Annotated in this window: 15 protein-coding genes; 10 read left to right on the top strand and 5 right to left on the bottom strand. The window is 62.6% G+C overall.

Annotation, left to right across the window (positions count from 1 at the left end; genetic code table 11):
• The first annotated feature begins 249 nt into the window (after positions 1–249).
• A complete protein-coding gene (gene purM / locus RCO24_RS11755) occupies positions 250–1,377 on the top strand; it encodes a phosphoribosylformylglycinamidine cyclo-ligase (RefSeq protein ID WP_308962231.1) in 1,128 nt (375 codons plus the stop codon).
• A gap of 24 nt (positions 1,378–1,401) precedes the next feature.
• On the opposite strand, the gene RCO24_RS11750 is transcribed toward purM, so the two are convergent.
• Positions 1,402–1,875 carry a YbaK/EbsC family protein gene (locus RCO24_RS11750; RefSeq protein ID WP_308962229.1) on the bottom strand — a complete coding sequence of 158 codons (474 nt, stop codon included), beginning with the start codon at positions 1,873–1,875 and terminating at the stop codon, positions 1,402–1,404.
• Between the two features lie 369 nt (positions 1,876–2,244).
• Here RCO24_RS11750 and RCO24_RS11745 point away from each other — a divergent pair, with 369 nt between their 5' ends.
• The 3 genes from RCO24_RS11745 (at position 2,245) to RCO24_RS11735 (ending at position 5,178) form a co-directional block, all read left to right on the top strand.
• Positions 2,245–2,598: an SPW repeat protein gene (locus RCO24_RS11745; protein ID WP_308962227.1), complete on the top strand. Its 354-nt coding sequence runs from the start codon at positions 2,245–2,247 to the stop codon at positions 2,596–2,598.
• Between the two features lie 188 nt (positions 2,599–2,786).
• Positions 2,787–3,458, top strand: a complete 672-nt coding sequence (purN, locus tag RCO24_RS11740; protein ID WP_308962225.1) for a phosphoribosylglycinamide formyltransferase — start codon at positions 2,787–2,789, stop codon at positions 3,456–3,458.
• 355 nt (positions 3,459–3,813) lie between these two features.
• Positions 3,814–5,178, top strand: a complete 1,365-nt coding sequence (locus RCO24_RS11735; RefSeq protein WP_308962224.1) for a cytochrome P450 — start codon at positions 3,814–3,816, stop codon at positions 5,176–5,178.
• Positions 5,179–5,279: 101 nt separating this feature from the next.
• Here the strand turns inward: RCO24_RS11735 and ndk are convergent, their stop codons facing one another.
• A complete protein-coding gene (ndk, locus tag RCO24_RS11730; RefSeq protein ID WP_308962222.1) occupies positions 5,280–5,702 on the bottom strand; it encodes a nucleoside-diphosphate kinase in 423 nt (140 codons plus the stop codon).
• Between the two features lie 385 nt (positions 5,703–6,087).
• On the opposite strand from ndk, the gene RCO24_RS11725 reads away from it, so the two are divergent.
• From RCO24_RS11725 to RCO24_RS11710, 4 genes are all read left to right on the top strand, one after another.
• A complete protein-coding gene (locus RCO24_RS11725) occupies positions 6,088–7,563 on the top strand; it encodes a DUF4339 domain-containing protein (protein WP_308962221.1) in 1,476 nt (491 codons plus the stop codon).
• 15 nt (positions 7,564–7,578) lie between these two features.
• Entirely contained in the window at positions 7,579–7,929 is a 351-nt protein-coding gene (locus tag RCO24_RS11720) for a DUF3147 family protein (protein WP_308962218.1), read from the top strand.
• A gap of 44 nt (positions 7,930–7,973) precedes the next feature.
• Positions 7,974–9,878 (top strand): ABC-F family ATP-binding cassette domain-containing protein, encoded by a 1,905-nt coding sequence (locus RCO24_RS11715; RefSeq protein WP_308962216.1) that lies wholly within the window; start codon positions 7,974–7,976, stop codon positions 9,876–9,878.
• 157 nt (positions 9,879–10,035) lie between these two features.
• Positions 10,036–10,422, top strand: a complete 387-nt coding sequence (locus tag RCO24_RS11710) for a hypothetical protein (RefSeq protein ID WP_308962214.1) — start codon at positions 10,036–10,038, stop codon at positions 10,420–10,422.
• A 263-nt stretch (positions 10,423–10,685) separates the two neighbouring features.
• Here the strand turns inward: RCO24_RS11710 and glyS are convergent, their stop codons facing one another.
• From glyS to RCO24_RS11695, 3 genes are all read right to left on the bottom strand, one after another.
• Complete coding sequence (gene glyS / locus RCO24_RS11705; protein ID WP_308962213.1) at positions 10,686–12,932, bottom strand: glycine--tRNA ligase subunit beta; 2,247 nt, start codon at positions 12,930–12,932, stop codon at positions 10,686–10,688.
• Positions 12,933–13,168: 236 nt separating this feature from the next.
• Positions 13,169–13,579, bottom strand: coding sequence for a hypothetical protein (locus tag RCO24_RS11700; protein WP_308962211.1), 411 nt, complete (start codon positions 13,577–13,579; stop codon positions 13,169–13,171).
• Positions 13,576–14,526, bottom strand: a complete 951-nt coding sequence (locus tag RCO24_RS11695; protein WP_308962210.1) for a glycine--tRNA ligase subunit alpha — start codon at positions 14,524–14,526, stop codon at positions 13,576–13,578. Before RCO24_RS11695 ends, RCO24_RS11700 begins: the two co-directional genes overlap by 4 nt.
• Before the next feature lie 190 nt (positions 14,527–14,716).
• Between RCO24_RS11695 and RCO24_RS11690 the strand changes: the two genes are divergently transcribed.
• Both RCO24_RS11690 and RCO24_RS11685 read left to right on the top strand, forming a co-directional pair.
• Positions 14,717–15,076, top strand: coding sequence for a metalloregulator ArsR/SmtB family transcription factor (locus tag RCO24_RS11690; RefSeq protein ID WP_308962208.1), 360 nt, complete (start codon positions 14,717–14,719; stop codon positions 15,074–15,076).
• On the top strand, positions 15,073–15,537 hold the full coding sequence (locus RCO24_RS11685; protein ID WP_308962207.1) for an SRPBCC family protein: 465 nt from the start codon (positions 15,073–15,075) through the stop codon (positions 15,535–15,537). Before RCO24_RS11690 ends, RCO24_RS11685 begins: the two co-directional genes overlap by 4 nt.
• Positions 15,538–15,545: the final 8 nt, after the last annotated feature.

The raw sequence follows: 15,545 nt of genomic DNA, 5'->3' as shown, positions 1-15,545 counted from the left end.
TTCCTCCAGCGTCGTCAGTACCGGTCTTCCGGCTCCCCCGCGCTTCCGGTCCCGCGGCAAAACAGAAGCCGCGGCTAACCCCGGCGCGCCCCGATGTCCGTTGCCGCGCCGCCCTCAAGCTGGTAGGAGGCCCATCTCCCGTTCACTTTCGGGCGAAAGTAGGGATAAGACTGTGTCCCGAAAAGCGTAAAGCGATTTTACCGACAGTCAAAGCGCGACCAATCGAACCCGGCTGAGTTCCGAGGATTCATGAGCCAATCAGCGGACGGATCAGAGAAGAGCATCACCTATCGTGAAGCGGGCGTCGACATCGACGCCGGCAACGCGCTGGTCGAGGCTATCAAAGGCATCGCCAAATCGACGCGCCGCACCGGCGCCGACGCCGACCTTGGCGGCTTCGGTGGCCTGTTCGACCTCAAAGGCGCCGGCTTCCGAGATCCCGTGCTCGTTGCCGCCAACGACGGCGTCGGCACCAAGCTCCGCATCGCCATCGACACCGGCCGCCACAGCACCATCGGCATCGACCTCGTCGCCATGTGCGTGAACGATCTCGTCGTCCAGGGTGCTGAGCCTCTGTTTTTCCTGGATTATTTCGCTGTCGGCAAACTTGACGTGAAAACCGCGACCGAAGTGGTCTCCGGCATCGGCGAGGGTTGCCGCCAAGCCGGCTGCGCCTTGATCGGCGGCGAAACCGCCGAAATGCCCGGCCACTACAAGGGCGACGACTACGACCTTGCCGGCTTCGCGGTAGGTGCCGTCGAGCGTGGCGAGATCCTGCCCCGGCCCGACGTCGCAGTCGGCGACGTCGTCATCGGGCTGCCGTCTTCCGGCGTGCATTCGAATGGATATTCGCTGGTCCGCCGCCTTGCCGCGGAAGAGAAGCTCGGCTGGGATGCACCCGCCCCCTTCGCACCGGACAAAACGCTCGCCGACGCGCTGCTCGAGCCGACGCGCATTTATGTAAAGCCCGTGCTCGCCGCGATCGAAGCCTCCGGCGGCGCCATGGATGGCCCCATCAAGGCACTCTCCCACATTACTGGCGGCGGCTTATCCGAAAACCTGCCGCGCGTGTTGCCGCCGACGGTTGCCGCCACCATCGATCTGACGAGCTGGCGCGCGCCCGCCGTGTTCGGCTGGCTGGCCAAGGCCGGGCGCCTCCCCGACGCGGAAATGCTGCGCACCTTCAACTGCGGTATCGGCATGATCCTCGTCGTCGCCAAGGACGGCGTCGACGCCGTGATCGCGAGCCTCTCGGCTGCCGGTGAAGCGCCTGTCGTAATCGGCGAGATTACACCGCCCACCGGCGAAAAAAGCTCCGCCAAAGGCAAGGGCGAAGCCTGGGCCGTGACCTACGAAGGCGCACTGAAATTCAACTAACTCGCGCGCAGGCAAACACCGGCATCAGTGGTTCGGCCTGCTGATGTGAGAGTGCGGCACCTGGACCATGAGGCGACGGAACTCGCGCCCGTTGAGGTGCACGAGCGTGCGATGGTCGCCGCCTTCGAAGTAAATGTCCTCGAACCCCTCGAGGCTGTCGTCCATGACGCCCGGCAGGCCATAAGCCCCCGCGACCGGCGGCACCGCCCCCAACTCACAGTCGCCAAATATTTTCGCGATTTCCGTTTCGGTCGCCAGGCCAACCGGGTGCTTGAGCCAAACGCCGAGATCTTCCAGTTCGAGGTGCCGCGAAGCCGGCAGGATCGCCAGAAGATAGCCATCCCTGTGCCGCACGAGCACGCCCTTCGCCAGATTGTCCTCCGATATGCCGCAAGCTTCGGCTGTTGTCGAAGAGCGCAGCGTCCGATCGTGCGTCAGCACGTCGTAAGCGACACCTCGGCCATCGAGAAAGTGCTGAACCGTTGATGCGATACCCATGATTGGCCTCCGATCGTTGCGGTGATCGTCATCGATGAGACCGCCGGGAGGCCTTCTCGCGAGCACATCGAAGCAAACTCTTTCAGTGTCGCTTCAGGCCCGGCCAGCGTCCGAGTTCCTGGGGAGGAATATAGGAAGCAAAGCAGCGATCCGCCAACAGGTCAGCGACCAAACAGCGCTCAAAGTTGATCGTCGCAGTGCGGGAGATCACAGGCTGTGATGTTGCGCCGTAGCATTTAACGCTGCACTGAAAAATCGATCGCGAGACGGCGCGTAGCGGCCTTGAAGGACAACACGACACGCTTAGTTCTCACTCATATGAGGGGGTCATCGTGACCCCTATGCTGTCGACCTAAAGGAGGTTGGCATATGGAACGGACATTTGGCACTTGGCAGGATGGCGTAAACTTCCTGCTCGGCGTCGCGCTCTTTCTTTCTCCCTTCGTGCTGGGTTTCAGCACAGAGCGCGCACCGTCATTTAACGCGCACATCATCGGCGCACTCATCGCGATCCTGGCGCTCGCGACCATTCTTGCTTTCCAGGCTTGGGAGGAATGGATCAATGCCGTGCTTGGCCTTTGGCTCATCGTCGCGCCATGGGTGCTCGGGTTCAACGGTCACGAGGCGGCAAAGCTAACGCACGTACTGATCGGCGTCGCGACGTTGGTCCTCGCGGTTTGGGCCGTGCGCGACCACGAAACGGGCCATCTCCCTGTAGGCTAGCGTCGCTGAGGCGCTGACCCACATTTAAGACGCATACGAGCGCGGCGTGTCCCACACGCCGCGTATCCCTTCGATCGCATGCCCTCCAGCGCTCGAAGAGCCTCGGCGCGAGCCCTAGCCAACCGGCGGAAAGCATCTTGTCGCCCACCCCGTGCATACCGCGGGCCTGCTGTGGTATGGACCCCGCCATGACAACATCCCCTAAGAAGCGAGTCGCCGTCCTGATCTCCGGCCGCGGCTCCAACATGCAGGCTCTTGTTGAAGCCGCGCGTGCTCCCGACTATCCGGCCGAGATCGCTCTCGTGATCGCAAACCGCCCCGATGCGGCAGGCCTCGCTTGGGCCAAGGCCCAGGGTATTCCCGCACTCGGCTTCGACCACAAACACTACGAAAGCCGCGAGCATTTCGAAGGCCAGCTGCAGGGTATGCTCGACCTGTCGAAAATCGACATCGTCGCCCTCGCCGGCTTCATGCGTCTGATGACGCCAGGATTCGTCGAGCGCTGGCGGGACCGCATGATCAACATTCACCCGTCGCTGCTGCCGTCGTTCAAGGGCCTCAAAACCCATGAGCGCGTGCTTGAAGCCGGCGTCAGGATCTCGGGTTGCACCGTCCACTTCGTGCGCGCGGAGATGGATGATGGCCCGATCATCGGGCAGGCGGCGGTCCCGGTTCTGGCTTCGGATACGGCAGAGAGCCTGGCGGCACGCGTTCTGGCCGCCGAGCACCGGCTTTATCCCCGTGCGCTCGCCCTGGTTGTTCAAGGTCAAGTCCGGGTGGCCGGAGAGCTGCTACAGTGGCAAGACACTGGTAATGCTGGGATTAACCAAGAGCAGGCACTGTACTCGCCTTCCCTTTGAACGGCGGATACTGAACCTTCATCCACCGTCCGGATTGGTCTTTTGGAAACCCCGGGTAACGCTGCCGCATGGACAGTCTGAATTTGGGGGGCCTAAAGTCCGCCCATCGAACGACGCGGACAGTAACCCCGGGAACACAAGGCGTTCGGGGTACGTGTGCTAGAATGCTCGGAAAAGCACGGGTCCGCTTTTCGACAAGAGCACTGTTGATCAGTAGCTTAGCGAATAAAGAGACCCGCAGAGAAGAGCGCCGCGCTCGTGTCCGCACTTGGACCCGAAGCCGCGATCGCATCACCAATGACCATGCATCGGGACCGGCTTGGCCCCACCGGATCGACCCGGAGAAAAACTTCGTATGACCGCAGAAAACACTGAACAACAGTCTGGCATGGGCCTCGGCGACGAGAGCAGCATCTGGTTCAACCTGACCCCGCTGCTCAAAGATCCCGAGAATCCGATGCGCCTTCTGATGCAGATGGCGGAACGCTATGGCCCCGTGATCCCCGTCAATATGGCCAACCAGCGTGTCGTGCTCGTGACCGATCCCGAGTACTTCAAGCACGTGCTGGTCACCAAGGTCGACAATTACACCAAATACTTCGACGGCCTGAAGCCGATCTTCGGCAAGTCGATGATCACTCACGACGGCGCGCTCTGGCAGAAGATCCGCATGCCCCAGCAGCCGGCGTTCCACCCCGACGCGTTCGGCGACTACATCCCCTATTTCATCGAGGCCATCAAAACCAAGATGGCCAACTGGGGCGAGCTGGCCAAGACCGGCGAGACCTTCGAGATGGTCGAGCAGACCTGGACGCTCGCCGCTGACATGATCTGCAAGGCGCTGTTCGATCGCGACATGCCGTTCAACCCGCACTTCGTGTTCAAGTGCGTGAAGACCTATACCGACGTATCGAACCACAAGGACATCCGCCTGAAGCGTCAGTCCGACGCCCTGTTCGAGGTCGGCGAGGAAGACACCGCCAAGGCCGTCGAGGCCTGGTGGAGCGTTCCGCCCGCCGTGTTCGCAGCCGATCCGCGCGAGGAGCGTGAAAAGACGCTGCTCAACATGATCGAAGCCGCCGTCGCCGATCCGAACATTCCGGAGTTCGACCGCCAGCAGGCCGTCGACGAAATCAAGCAGTACCTGTGGGCCGGCACCGAAACGACGGCGCTGACGCTCGCCTGGGCACTGTATCTCACGTCGACCCATCCGGAAGCCGCCGAGCGCATCCGCCGCGAAGGCGAAGCCGTCTGCGGCGACCGTGAACCAACTGCAGCCGACTATTCCGCCCTCCAGTACACCCGCTCGGTCATTCAGGAGACCATGCGTCTCTACCCGCCGGTATGGAGCCTGATCCGCGTTGCCGCCGAGGCCGACGTCATCGCTGGCAAGGAGATCAAGCCCGGCGACCGCATCGTGCTGTTCGGCTACGGCGCCCATCACAATCCAAAGTTCTGGAAGGATCCCGAGGCGTTCATCCCCGAACGCTGGATGGACAAGACCCAGAAGCAGGTGAAGTACAGCTACATCCCGTTCGGCGCCGGCAAGCGCTCGTGCATCGGCGGCGCCATGAGCCAGGTCGAGAACACGTTGGCGCTGTCGATCCTGCTGCGTCGCTTCCGCCCGGAGTATGTCGGTCTCGAACCGCCGGGCATCAACGCGACCGTGACGCTGACGCCGCGCGGCGGGCTTCTCTTCCGTGTGCGCGAGCTGAGCTGATCTCGCTCCGCAAAGGCGAACCAATAAAAAACGGGCCCGAAAGGGCCCGTTTTCGTTGCGAAACTCGGTGGTCGCGAATTGGCCCGCGAGCACCGGAAAAGTTAGCCGACGATTTCGTTAGCCTTAAAGAAAAGATCGATCTCGCGTGCGGCGGACGTCGCGCTGTCCGAGCCGTGAACCGAATTCTCGCCCTTCGAAACCGCGAACAGCTTACGGATCGTGCCCTCGGCGGCCTGCGCCGGGTCGGTCGCGCCCATAACTTCACGATACTTCGCAATCGCGCCCTCGCCCTCGAGCACCTGAAGCACGATCGGCTCCGAGGTCATGAAGGTCACGAGCTCGCCGAAGAACGGGCGCTCTTTGTGCTCTGCGTAGAATTCCTGGGCCTGGGCCTCGGTCAGCCTGACGCGCTTCTGTGCAACGATGCGCAGGCCCGACTTTTCGATTACGGCATTCACGGCGCCGGTCAGGTTGCGCTTCGTCGCATCCGGCTTGATGATTGAGAAGGTGCGCTCGATGGCCATCTTGGTCTCTCGATTTCTCTATTGTTTCGAATTGTTCTTACATCGGGGTGGCTTATAGGGCTCTGATCTGCTCCCGAGTAAGGCGGCGCCTTAACGCAGGCTGACGTTCCTGCGCCAACGGAAGCGAAAATGCCCTGTAAAAGCCCGGATTCAATGTCTGATCACTTTACGGTGCGGAGATTGCATAGACTATCCCTGAAGTCCATGACGAAGCTTTGAGACCGGGCGGGATCAAGGCTGGTGGATAATGACGACCGGGCGATCACAAGCGCTAAGTTAACGATTGGGCGACGAGCCGGTTTTCAGGCATGAATAGCCTGTGACATCAGGTTTGCAACACGACGATGACTTGTACCGACTTTTCCACTTCATGGTATGAGCAGGCATGAGCGCAATAGAGACAGACATTCAGTGGTACATCGCCCGCGACGGCAAGCAGCACGGGCCGATCTCGGACGTCGAGCTTAAGAAGCTTGTCGAGCTTTCCCATCTGAAGGGAACTGACCTGGTATGGCGCCAGGGTTTCTCCGATTGGCGGACTGCCGCCTCGGTTTTCCCGACCATCGGCGACCAACCCGCTCCATCACCGTCGCCAGCGTCCTCGCCTGCCGCCGCGGCCACCCCTTCTGCCGGCCCGCAAACCACGTCTGTCACACCCAGCCAATCGACGCCCGAGAGCACCACATCACCCTCGCCCGCACCCAGTGCTTCGCCGACTACCCAGCCGACAGCAGCGAAGCCGCACGCCTACACGCCTCAAAACATCATCCCGGTCGGCGCTGACCGACGCGGCCCTCAGGATTTCCGCCCCGAGCCGATCGCACCGCGCGCCGCCGCCAATCCGCTGAGAACGGAAGGTCCATTTACCGGACCCGGCGGCCCGGCACCGCTCGGCCAACGTACGACAACCGATAGCCGCAAGCCGTCGGAAATGGTGGCCACACCGCGCCCTGACCAGGCAACCGCACCACGCAGCAGCGGCAAGAAAAAAGCCCTCGTTGTGTTAGGGCTTCTGGCCATGACCGGTGCCGGCGCCTGGATCAGCAGCCAGCACAAAGACGAGATTCTCGATTTCCTCGCCGCGCAGAATGGCGGCATCGTCGACCGCGAGATCACGGTCGCGAACGCCGTTCCTCCCTCCGCGCCGGCTGCCGAAAGCACGCCCCCGCCTGCCGCCGCCGCACCTGCACCGCCCGCTGCCGCCACGGCCGAGGACGTGGACCGCAAGCTTCAAAGCCGCACGACCTGGGTCTCGATCAAGCAGGAATTTCCGGACTGGTATCAGACCCTCGTCGCCGACGTGGCCCGCCTCTCCGCTGAAAACAAAGAGCAGTCCGAGATCACGCGTTACCTGATCAACGAATTCGTCAAGCTTCGGCGCGAAAACGCCAAATACGCACTTGCCGCAAGCACGACGCGCCACAAGGAGGTCGCGGCCGCCTTCCTTGCCAACCTGAAACAGCTTTCCCAGGAAAGCGGCGAGGGCTGCTACGATTTCATTTCGCGCGGCGAGAACAGTCCGTCGATCGTGACGCGCATGGATGATCCGGCCAAGAGCGCCGATATCGAAGCGCAGATGGTGGCGGTGGTTGCGGCCATCTCCGAAGGGCGCAAGCAGCCGAGCGAGCACGCCCCGCCCGTCAAGACCGACTACGACGTGCTGGCCGGCGAACTCGGACGCCTCGGCTGGACGCAGGCCGACATGCAGCTCTTTGCCAACCCCAAGGAACTGGCCAAGGCCCCGCGCGAGCGCGTTTGCAACATGCTCAAGGACTGGTTCACCGCCCACCTCGCGATCCAGGACCCGAGCACGCAGGAGCGCCTGCTGTTCGAAACCCTCAAGCCCGTCGTTTCCGGCTAACCGAGGCGGACCGCAATGGTCGAGCAGATCGCCAAGGTCCTGTTGACCAGCCTGCTCGTCGTCGGCACGTCCGAAGCCGCCAAGCGCAGCGTCATCGCCGGCGCCATCATCGCTTCCTTGCCGCTGACGTCGGTATTAGCCATGATTTGGCTCTACGCCGACACGCGCGATCCCGAGCGTGTGGCATCCCTCGCGAGCAGCATTTTCTGGCTCGTCCTGCCCTCGCTGGCGTTGTTTCTCGTGCTCCCACTGCTGCTGCGCCGCGGAGTGCCCTTTGTGCCCAGCCTCGCCATCGGGATCGTCGTGACCGTTATCAGCTACGCGGCGATGCTTGCGGTCCTGAAATGGCTCGGCATCCAGAGCTAGCCGCGTGACAAGTGCCCCGCGAGAGGGTATCGGCATCACCAGCCATGCTGCACATCAACGATCTCACCTACCGCATCGAAGGCAAGCCCATCCTCGAGGACGCCACTGCCGCCATTCCCGAAGGCCACAAGGTCGGCCTCGTCGGGCGCAATGGCGCGGGCAAATCGACGCTCCTGAAACTGATCGCGGGAGATCTCCATGCCGATCAGGGCAGTGTCACCATTCCGCGCGGCGCGCGCATCGGGCGCATCGCCCAGGAAGCCCCGGGCGGCGACGAGAGCCTGATCGATTGGGTTCTCTCGACCGATCTCGAACGCGCCGGTCTCCTGGCCGAGGCCGAGACCGCAACCGATCCGCATCGCATTGCCGAAATCCAGATCCGCCTTGCCGACATGGGTGCCCACGCCGCACCTGCCCGCGCCGCCAGCATCCTCGCCGGTCTCGGCTTCGATGAAGCCGCCCAGCAGCGCGCGTGCCGCGATTTCTCCGGCGGTTGGCGGATGCGCGTCGCGCTCGGCTCCGTGCTGTTTCTTGAGCCCGACATCCTGCTGCTCGACGAGCCGACCAACTACCTCGATCTCGAAGGCACCCTGTGGCTCGAGAATTATCTGAAATCGTACCCGCATACGGTTCTGATCGTGAGCCACGACCGCGATCTTCTGAACCGCGCCGCCGCCGCGATCCTGCATCTCGACAAGGGCAAGCTCACGCTCTACGCCGGTGGCTACGACGACTTCGAGGAAACGCGCCGCGCCAAGCAGCGGCTCGAACTGAAGCTCAAGAAGAAGCAGGACGACGAGCGCCGCCGCATCCAGGCGTTCATCGACCGCTTCAAGGCCAAGGCGACGAAAGCCAAGCAAGCGCAAAGCCGTGTCAAGGCGCTCGCCAAGATGCAGCCCATTGCCTCGCAGGTGGAAGATCGCGTGGCGCCGTTCGCGATGCCGAGCCCAGAGAAGGCGTTGGCGAGCCCGTTGCTCCGCATCGAGAAGGCAACCGCCGGATACGATCCCGCAAAGCCTATCCTCACCGGTCTCGATCTCCGGCTCGACCAGGACGATCGCATCGCGCTGCTCGGCGCCAACGGAAACGGCAAATCAACCTTCGCAAAGCTCGTCGCCGGAAGGCTTGCGCCGCTCTCGGGCGACGTGTTCGGCGCCAGCCGCGTCACCGTCGGCTATTTCGCGCAGCATCAGCTCGACGACCTCAACCCGCTCTCAACCCCGTTTGATTACGTCGTGAAGCTGATGCCGGAGGCAACCGAAGCCCAGCGCCGCACGCGTCTCGGCACCTGGGGTTTCGGCGCCGACAAGGCCGATACCAAATGCGGCAATCTCTCGGGCGGCGAGAAAGCACGCCTGCTGCTCGCGCTCACGGCCTTCCACGCGCCGCATCTTCTGATTCTCGACGAGCCGACCAACCATCTCGACGTCGACAGCCGCGAAGCCCTCATTCACGCCATATCCGACTACGAAGGCGCCGTGATCCTGATCAGCCACGACCGCCACCTCGTGGAAGCAACCGCCGACCGGCTCTGGCTCGTCGCCGACGGAACGGTGAAGTCGTACGACGGCGACATGGAGAGCTATCGCACGGAACTGCTGCAATCCCGCTCGCCACGCGCCGAAAAACGCACCTCCGACGATAACGGCGTGGAAGCGCGCGCGAGCCGCGCCGATCAGCGCAAGGCCGCCGCCGAGCGCCGCGCCGAATTGGCCCCGTTGAAGAAGGCGATGCAGACAGCGGAAAAATCCGTCGAGAAGCTGACGGCGGAATTGGCGAAGCTCGACGCCACACTGGCTTCGCCCGATCTCTACGCCGATCCCGCGAAGGCAAGCCGCGTTTCGCTCGAACGCGGCCAGACGGCGAAGCGTCTCGCGGAAGCCGAGGAAGCCTGGCTGATGGCAACCGGGGCTTACGAAGAAGCGGAAGCCCAAGCCGCAAGCGCCTAACGATCGGGTGAGCACCACTCACACGGCCCTCGCACCACAAAGAGCGTGGAACCCGATCGTCGCTCCCCGCGTTTCTCTCACATAGGAGGCGTGCAGCACACATCGAGGTGTTGCGAGCGCCCGTGCGCCGTCTCCGCAAAAATGAGAGGAAACACTCATGATCAAGCAGGCATTGGCGTTGACGACAGCTCTGACGCTGGGCGCATTCGCCGCGCAAGCCGAGAGCATGATTTCGACGAATGGCCTCAAGGCATCGGAAACCGCTGTTTCCGTTGGAAGCGTGAAAGCTGACAAGGACGGCTACCTCGTCGTTCATGCGACCGACTTCACCGGCACCATTCCGGGCACCGTGATTGGCCACGCGCCCGTGAAGGCCGGCGAAAGTGCCGAGGTGTCGATCCCGCTCGAACGCAAGGCGAAGGCCGGCGCGAAGCTGATCGTCATGCTGCACGAGGAGGGCGACAACAACACCGCCTTCGACGCAGCCGATAAGCCGGCCACGAGCGGGCGCGGCCCGGTTCAACAGATCGTAACGGTGGAGTAAGCGTCTTCCGCGAGACGCGCGTTTCATTCGTTATGAAAAGCCGGCGGTCCCCTCAAGGCCGCCGGCACTTTTGTGCGCGTACGACTTTGCCGGTTTGCGCCGGAGACGCTGCAGCACGCACACGGCGTCATCCGCGGGCTCGTCCCGAGGATCCAGCCCGCCAAGAGAGACGCGGGGCTCGATCACAGTGAACCGCTTCCTGACCGCTAGCTGGATCCCAGGCACAAGGCCTGGGATGACAATCAAGGTCTGAACCAGCTTAATCAGCCCGCGATCTTGGAGAAGTCAGCGACCGTCAAAGTTGCAGCGCGAATTTCCGACAGCAGGTTGAGGCGGTTCTCGCGCAACGCCGCATCGGCGTCGTTCACCGTCACCTTCTCGAAGAACGCATCGACCGGCGCGCGCAGCTCAGCAAGCGCATTCATCGCGCCTTTGAAGTTCTCGACCGCGATCGCCGCAACGGTGTCCTGTTTCACGCTCTCGATCGCTGCCGCCAGCGCCAGCTCCTCTTTTTCCTTGAGGAGCTTGAGGTCGTATCCGCCCGCGTAGCTCTTCTTGTCCTTCTTCTCCTCGATGGCGAGAATGTTCGACGCGCGCTTGACGCCCGCGAGTAGGTTCGCGCCGTCGTCGGTCTTGAGGAACTCGCCCAGCGCTTCGACGCGTTTCACGATCAACGCGAGATCATCCTGCCCGCCGAGCGAGAACACCGCGTCGATCAGATCGTGCCGCGCACCCTTGTCCTTGAGATAGACCTTCAAGCGGTCGGCGAAGAAGGAGAGGAGATCAGCAATCGGACCCGACAACTCACGAGCTTTGCTAACACCCCATTCTTCTTGCCACCCCGGCAACGTCTTCATGAACTCCAGATTCTCAATCCAGTTTTGAGTTGATCTACCAACTTCCGCGAGTGTTTCGAGCTTCTCACGCTCTCCAAGCTTTACCGCGTGCGTCTGGCCCAGCCGCACGCGACTTGATCCCACTAGAATATTTGTCAGGGATCGGATTATGGCCGGAACGAGAGGTACCCTGAGATCATTCTCAATAAGAATCCGGATCACGCCCAACGCCGCACGCCGCAACTGATACGGGTCGCCCGAGCCCGTCGGCTTCTCGTCGATCGCCCAGAACCCGACCAGCGTATCGAGCTTGTCCGCGAGTGCGACGGCAATCGCCACTGCGTCTCCCTCGTCCTCCTTCGGCACGATGTCGGTCGGCCCCTTCGGCTTGTAATGCAGCTCGATCGCGCGCGCGATCTCGGGCTTGGCACCGGAGCGCTCGGCGTAATAGCGCCCCATCAGGCCCTGCAGCTCAGGAAACTCGCCGACCATCTCCGACACGAGATCCGCCTTGCACAGCTCCGCTGCGCGCCGCGCGTCCTGAGGATCGGCATCAACCGCGCCGGCGATCTGGAACGCCAGCTCCTTGATGCGCTCGACGCGCTCCTTCTGTGTGCCGAGCTTCTCGTGAAACGTAATGCCTTCGAGCGAGATCGCCATCTCGTCGAGCGGACGCTTCAAGTCCTGGTCCCAGAAGAACTTCGCATCGCTCAGGCGCGCTCGGATCACCTTCTCGTTGCCCGAGATGATCTGCGCACCGCCGTCCGCCGCCGTCAGGTTCGAAACCAGGATGAAGCGGTTTGCGAGCTTGCCCGTCTTCGGGTCCCGCAGCGAGAAGCACTTCTGATGCGTCTTCATCGACGTCGTCAGGCACTCCGCCGGCACCTCGAGAAAGCTTTTCTCGAACTCGCCCATCAGCACCACCGGCCATTCGGTGAGCCCGGCGTTTTCCGCAAGCAGCGCATCGTCCGCGATCAGTTCGAGCTTGGCCTTGTCCGCGAGGCCTTCCGCCTGCTCGCGGATTTCCTCGATGCGCTCAGCCGTATTGAGCATCACCGCATGGCCCGCAAGCTTCTCCGCGTAATCCTCGAAGTTCGAAACCTCGAACACGTCGTCGCCGTGGAAGCGATGTCCGCGCGTCGCGTTCGAAGCCGTGAGCCCCGCGACCTCGATCGGCACCACCTTGCCGTCGATCAGGCAGATGATCGACTTCAGCGGCCGGATCCACTGGAACGTGCCCGAGCCCCACCGCATCGACTTCGGCCACGGAAACTTGTTGAGCACGCCGGTTACGACTTCGGCCGCGATCGCCGCCGCTGCCCGTCCGGGCTTCTCGATCCGAGCGACGTAGTAGTCGCCCTTCTTCTCGTCCTTGACGATCTCGGCGTCGCCGAGCGAAGCGAGCCCCGCCGCCTTGAGGAAGCCCTGGACGGCCTGCTCCGGCGCACCAACGCGCGGCCCTTTCTTCTCTTCCGAAATCGCGGGCGAATGCGCGGGCACATCCTCGATCGCGAGCGCGAGCCGGCGCGGCGTCGCAAAGCTGTGCGCTTCGCCAACCGCGAGCCCCGCAGCCCGCAGACCTTCCGTCACCAGCCGCTTGAGATCGTCCGCCGCACGCGCCTGCATGCGCGAGGGGATTTCCTCGGAAAAAAGCTCGAGCAGAAGTTCGGCCATCGGGGCGTGCCTCGTGAGATTTCAGGTAGCGGGAGCAGCGATAGAGTGCTTCCGGAAAAGTGGGAACCGGTTTTCCGATAAGAAGCACGTCAAAACAAGGAGCCACTCGCCCACAGACATACGGGGACGCCCGCAGCGGGGCAACTTGAAACGCCCTGAAAGCACACGGAAACGGGGGCACGCTTGCCGCGTACCCCCGTCCAAGAGATCCAGATTTTCGAAGCCGGCGCCGGACGTTACGGCGCGGGCGCAGGAGCCGGTGCGGGCTCGGAAGGTGCGGCCTCTGGAGCCGGCGTTGCTTCCGGCGCGGGCGTTGCTTCTGGAGCCGGCGCAGGGGCCGCTTCAGGCGCGGGCGCAGGAGCCGCCTCGGGTGCCGGAGCAGGCTCAGGCGCAGCGGCAGGAGCGGGCGCCGGCTCGGGAGCGGCGGTCGGCGTGGCAGCCGGAGCTTCCGGCGGCGGCGTGCCGACATAGCCGATCGCTTGCTTGCCGATATCGTCAACCGTTCCCGTCGTCGTGAGATAACCGAGGCCGATGAGAAGAGCGGCGAAGAACATCCAGAACACCGGCCGGTAGCGGCCGAGCAGAATTCCGCCGATCAGCAGCGCCGGTATACCGATGACGAGCAGTCCAATAATGGTCTCATTCACGAGCGGCCTCCATCAGAGTCGAGCCAAGCAGCGCAGCACGCTTTCGCGAGATCACGCACGCGCAGGATATATCCCTGACGCTCTGTAACGGAAATTACGCCCCTTGCGTCGAGCAAATTAAAAACGTGTGAGGCTTTTATGCACTGGTCGTATGCTGGCAACACCAGGAGATGTTTTTCCTCACTTGCGCCCTTGGCGAGCAGCGACTTGCATTCCTTTTCGGCATCGCGGAAGTGCTGCAACAGCAGCGCCGTGTCGGCGTGCTCAAAATTGAAGCGCGAGTATTCTTGCTCCGCCTGCAGAAAAACGTCGCCGTAGGAAAGCTTGCGCGCGTCGGTGCGTCCGTTGAAGTTGAGATCGAACACACGATCGACGCCCTGGACGTACATCGCCAGACGTTCAAGACCGTAGGTGATTTCCCCGGCGACAGGATTGCAGTCGAAGCCGCCGACCTGTTGGAAGTAGGTGAACTGCGTCACCTCCATGCCGTTGCACCAGACTTCCCAACCGAGGCCCCACGCGCCGAGCGTCGGGCTCTCCCAATCGTCCTCGACGAAACGGATGTCGTTGACCTTGGTGTCGATGCCGATGGCGTCGAGGCTCTGCAGATAGAGATCGAGGATGTTCTCCGGTGACGGCTTCATGATCACCTGGAACTGATAGTAGTGCTGCAGCCGGTTCGGGTTCTCGCCGTAGCGTCCATCCTTCGGACGCCGCGAGGGCTGCACGTAGCAGGCGCTCCACGGGCGCGGGCCGAGTGCACGCAGGGTCGTTGCCGGATGAAACGTACCCGCGCCGACTTCCATGTCGTAGGGCTGCAGCACGACGCAGCCTTGTGCGCCCCAGAATTGCTGCAGCGTGAGGATCAGATCCTGAAAGCTTTCCTTCGGCCGAAGCGCTGGCGCGGCGGGCTTGGCTTCGGCTGTCCGAGCGGAAGATTTGGTCATGAGGCGCGTTCGCCCAAATGGTTTTGAAGGAGGTTGCTGCGAGGGGCGCACTATACGCATTCGGGTCCCACTGTCACGCCGCCTCGTCCACAGCCGAGCGTCGCGCCCGGCGCGCAGTCTCAGCCATCAAAACTGAAGCAATCACTAAACTGTTCTTGCCAAGCCGGCCGAAATCTTGATAGTTAAGCAAATGCTTCACCAATCAGACCAGCTCGATCTCATCTACCAGGCGCTCGCCGACGCGGGCCGCCGCGCCATGCTCGACCAGTTGAGCCGCGGCCCCGCAACAGTGAGCAAGCTCGCCGAACCGCTCGACATGACCCTTTCGGCAGTCGTGCAGCATCTGAAGATTTTGGAAGCGAGCGGGCTCGTCCGCTCGGAGAAGCTCGGCCGCGTGCGAACCTGCCGCGCCGATCCGAAGGTGCTCGCCATGGCCGAGCGCTGGATCAACCAGCGCCGCCTGATGTGGGAGCGCAAGCTCGACAAACTCGGCGACCTTCTCGCCAGCCAGCCCGATGACGACGACAGCGGCAAGGATGTGAAATCATGAGTGAGAACAGCATCGCCCACGGCTCCTTCACCATCGAGCAGATTTATCCCGCCAAACCGCAAAAGGTCTTCAAGGCTTATTCGGATCCGGTCATCAAACGGCGCTGGTTTGCCGAAGGCGAAGGCTGGGACATCGAAACCTACGACCTCGATTTTCGCGTCGGCGGCAAAGAGTCGAGCTGCTTCCGCTTCCAGGGCGGAGATCTGATCACCTTCGACGCGACCTACTTCGATATCGTGCCCGACAATCGCATCATCATCGCCTACGACATGACGGTCGCGGGTCGCAGAATATCGGCGTCCCTCGCGACCACCGAAATCGTACCCGAAGGCTCCGGCAGCAAGCTCATTTTCACCGAGCAGGGCGCCTATCTCGATGGACAGGACCAGATCCTTCAGCGCGAGCACGGCACCCGCGAGCTGCTCGAAGCGCTCGCCAAGGAACTCGCACGCGAAGGATAATTGCGAAC

Source organism: Hyphomicrobium sp. LHD-15, from assembly GCF_031157355.1.
GTDB lineage: Bacteria > Pseudomonadota > Alphaproteobacteria > Rhizobiales > Hyphomicrobiaceae > Hyphomicrobium_C.
This window is presented reverse-complemented; position numbering and strand designations above follow the sequence as displayed.

Bases quoted from the DNA above. Each gene is read 5' to 3' on its own strand.
- RCO24_RS11735 (WP_308962224.1), top strand. From the start codon at position 3,814: ATGACCGCAGAAAACACTGAACAACAGTCTGGCATGGGCCTCGGCGAC.
- RCO24_RS11720 (WP_308962218.1), top strand. From the start codon at position 7,579: ATGGTCGAGCAGATCGCCAAGGTCCTGTTGACCAGCCTGCTCGTCGTC.
- RCO24_RS11685 (WP_308962207.1), top strand. From the start codon at position 15,073: ATGAGTGAGAACAGCATCGCCCACGGCTCCTTCACCATCGAGCAGATT.
- RCO24_RS11725 (WP_308962221.1), top strand. From the start codon at position 6,088: ATGAGCGCAATAGAGACAGACATTCAGTGGTACATCGCCCGCGACGGC.
- ndk (WP_308962222.1), bottom strand. From the start codon at position 5,702: ATGGCCATCGAGCGCACCTTCTCAATCATCAAGCCGGATGCGACGAAG.
- glyS (WP_308962213.1), bottom strand. From the start codon at position 12,932: ATGGCCGAACTTCTGCTCGAGCTTTTTTCCGAGGAAATCCCCTCGCGC.
- RCO24_RS11745 (WP_308962227.1), top strand. From the start codon at position 2,245: ATGGAACGGACATTTGGCACTTGGCAGGATGGCGTAAACTTCCTGCTC.
- RCO24_RS11690 (WP_308962208.1), top strand. From the start codon at position 14,717: ATGCTTCACCAATCAGACCAGCTCGATCTCATCTACCAGGCGCTCGCC.
- purN (WP_308962225.1), top strand. From the start codon at position 2,787: ATGACAACATCCCCTAAGAAGCGAGTCGCCGTCCTGATCTCCGGCCGC.
- purM (WP_308962231.1), top strand. From the start codon at position 250: ATGAGCCAATCAGCGGACGGATCAGAGAAGAGCATCACCTATCGTGAA.
- RCO24_RS11710 (WP_308962214.1), top strand. From the start codon at position 10,036: ATGATCAAGCAGGCATTGGCGTTGACGACAGCTCTGACGCTGGGCGCA.
- RCO24_RS11695 (WP_308962210.1), bottom strand. From the start codon at position 14,526: ATGACCAAATCTTCCGCTCGGACAGCCGAAGCCAAGCCCGCCGCGCCA.
- RCO24_RS11715 (WP_308962216.1), top strand. From the start codon at position 7,974: ATGCTGCACATCAACGATCTCACCTACCGCATCGAAGGCAAGCCCATC.
- RCO24_RS11750 (WP_308962229.1), bottom strand. From the start codon at position 1,875: ATGGGTATCGCATCAACGGTTCAGCACTTTCTCGATGGCCGAGGTGTC.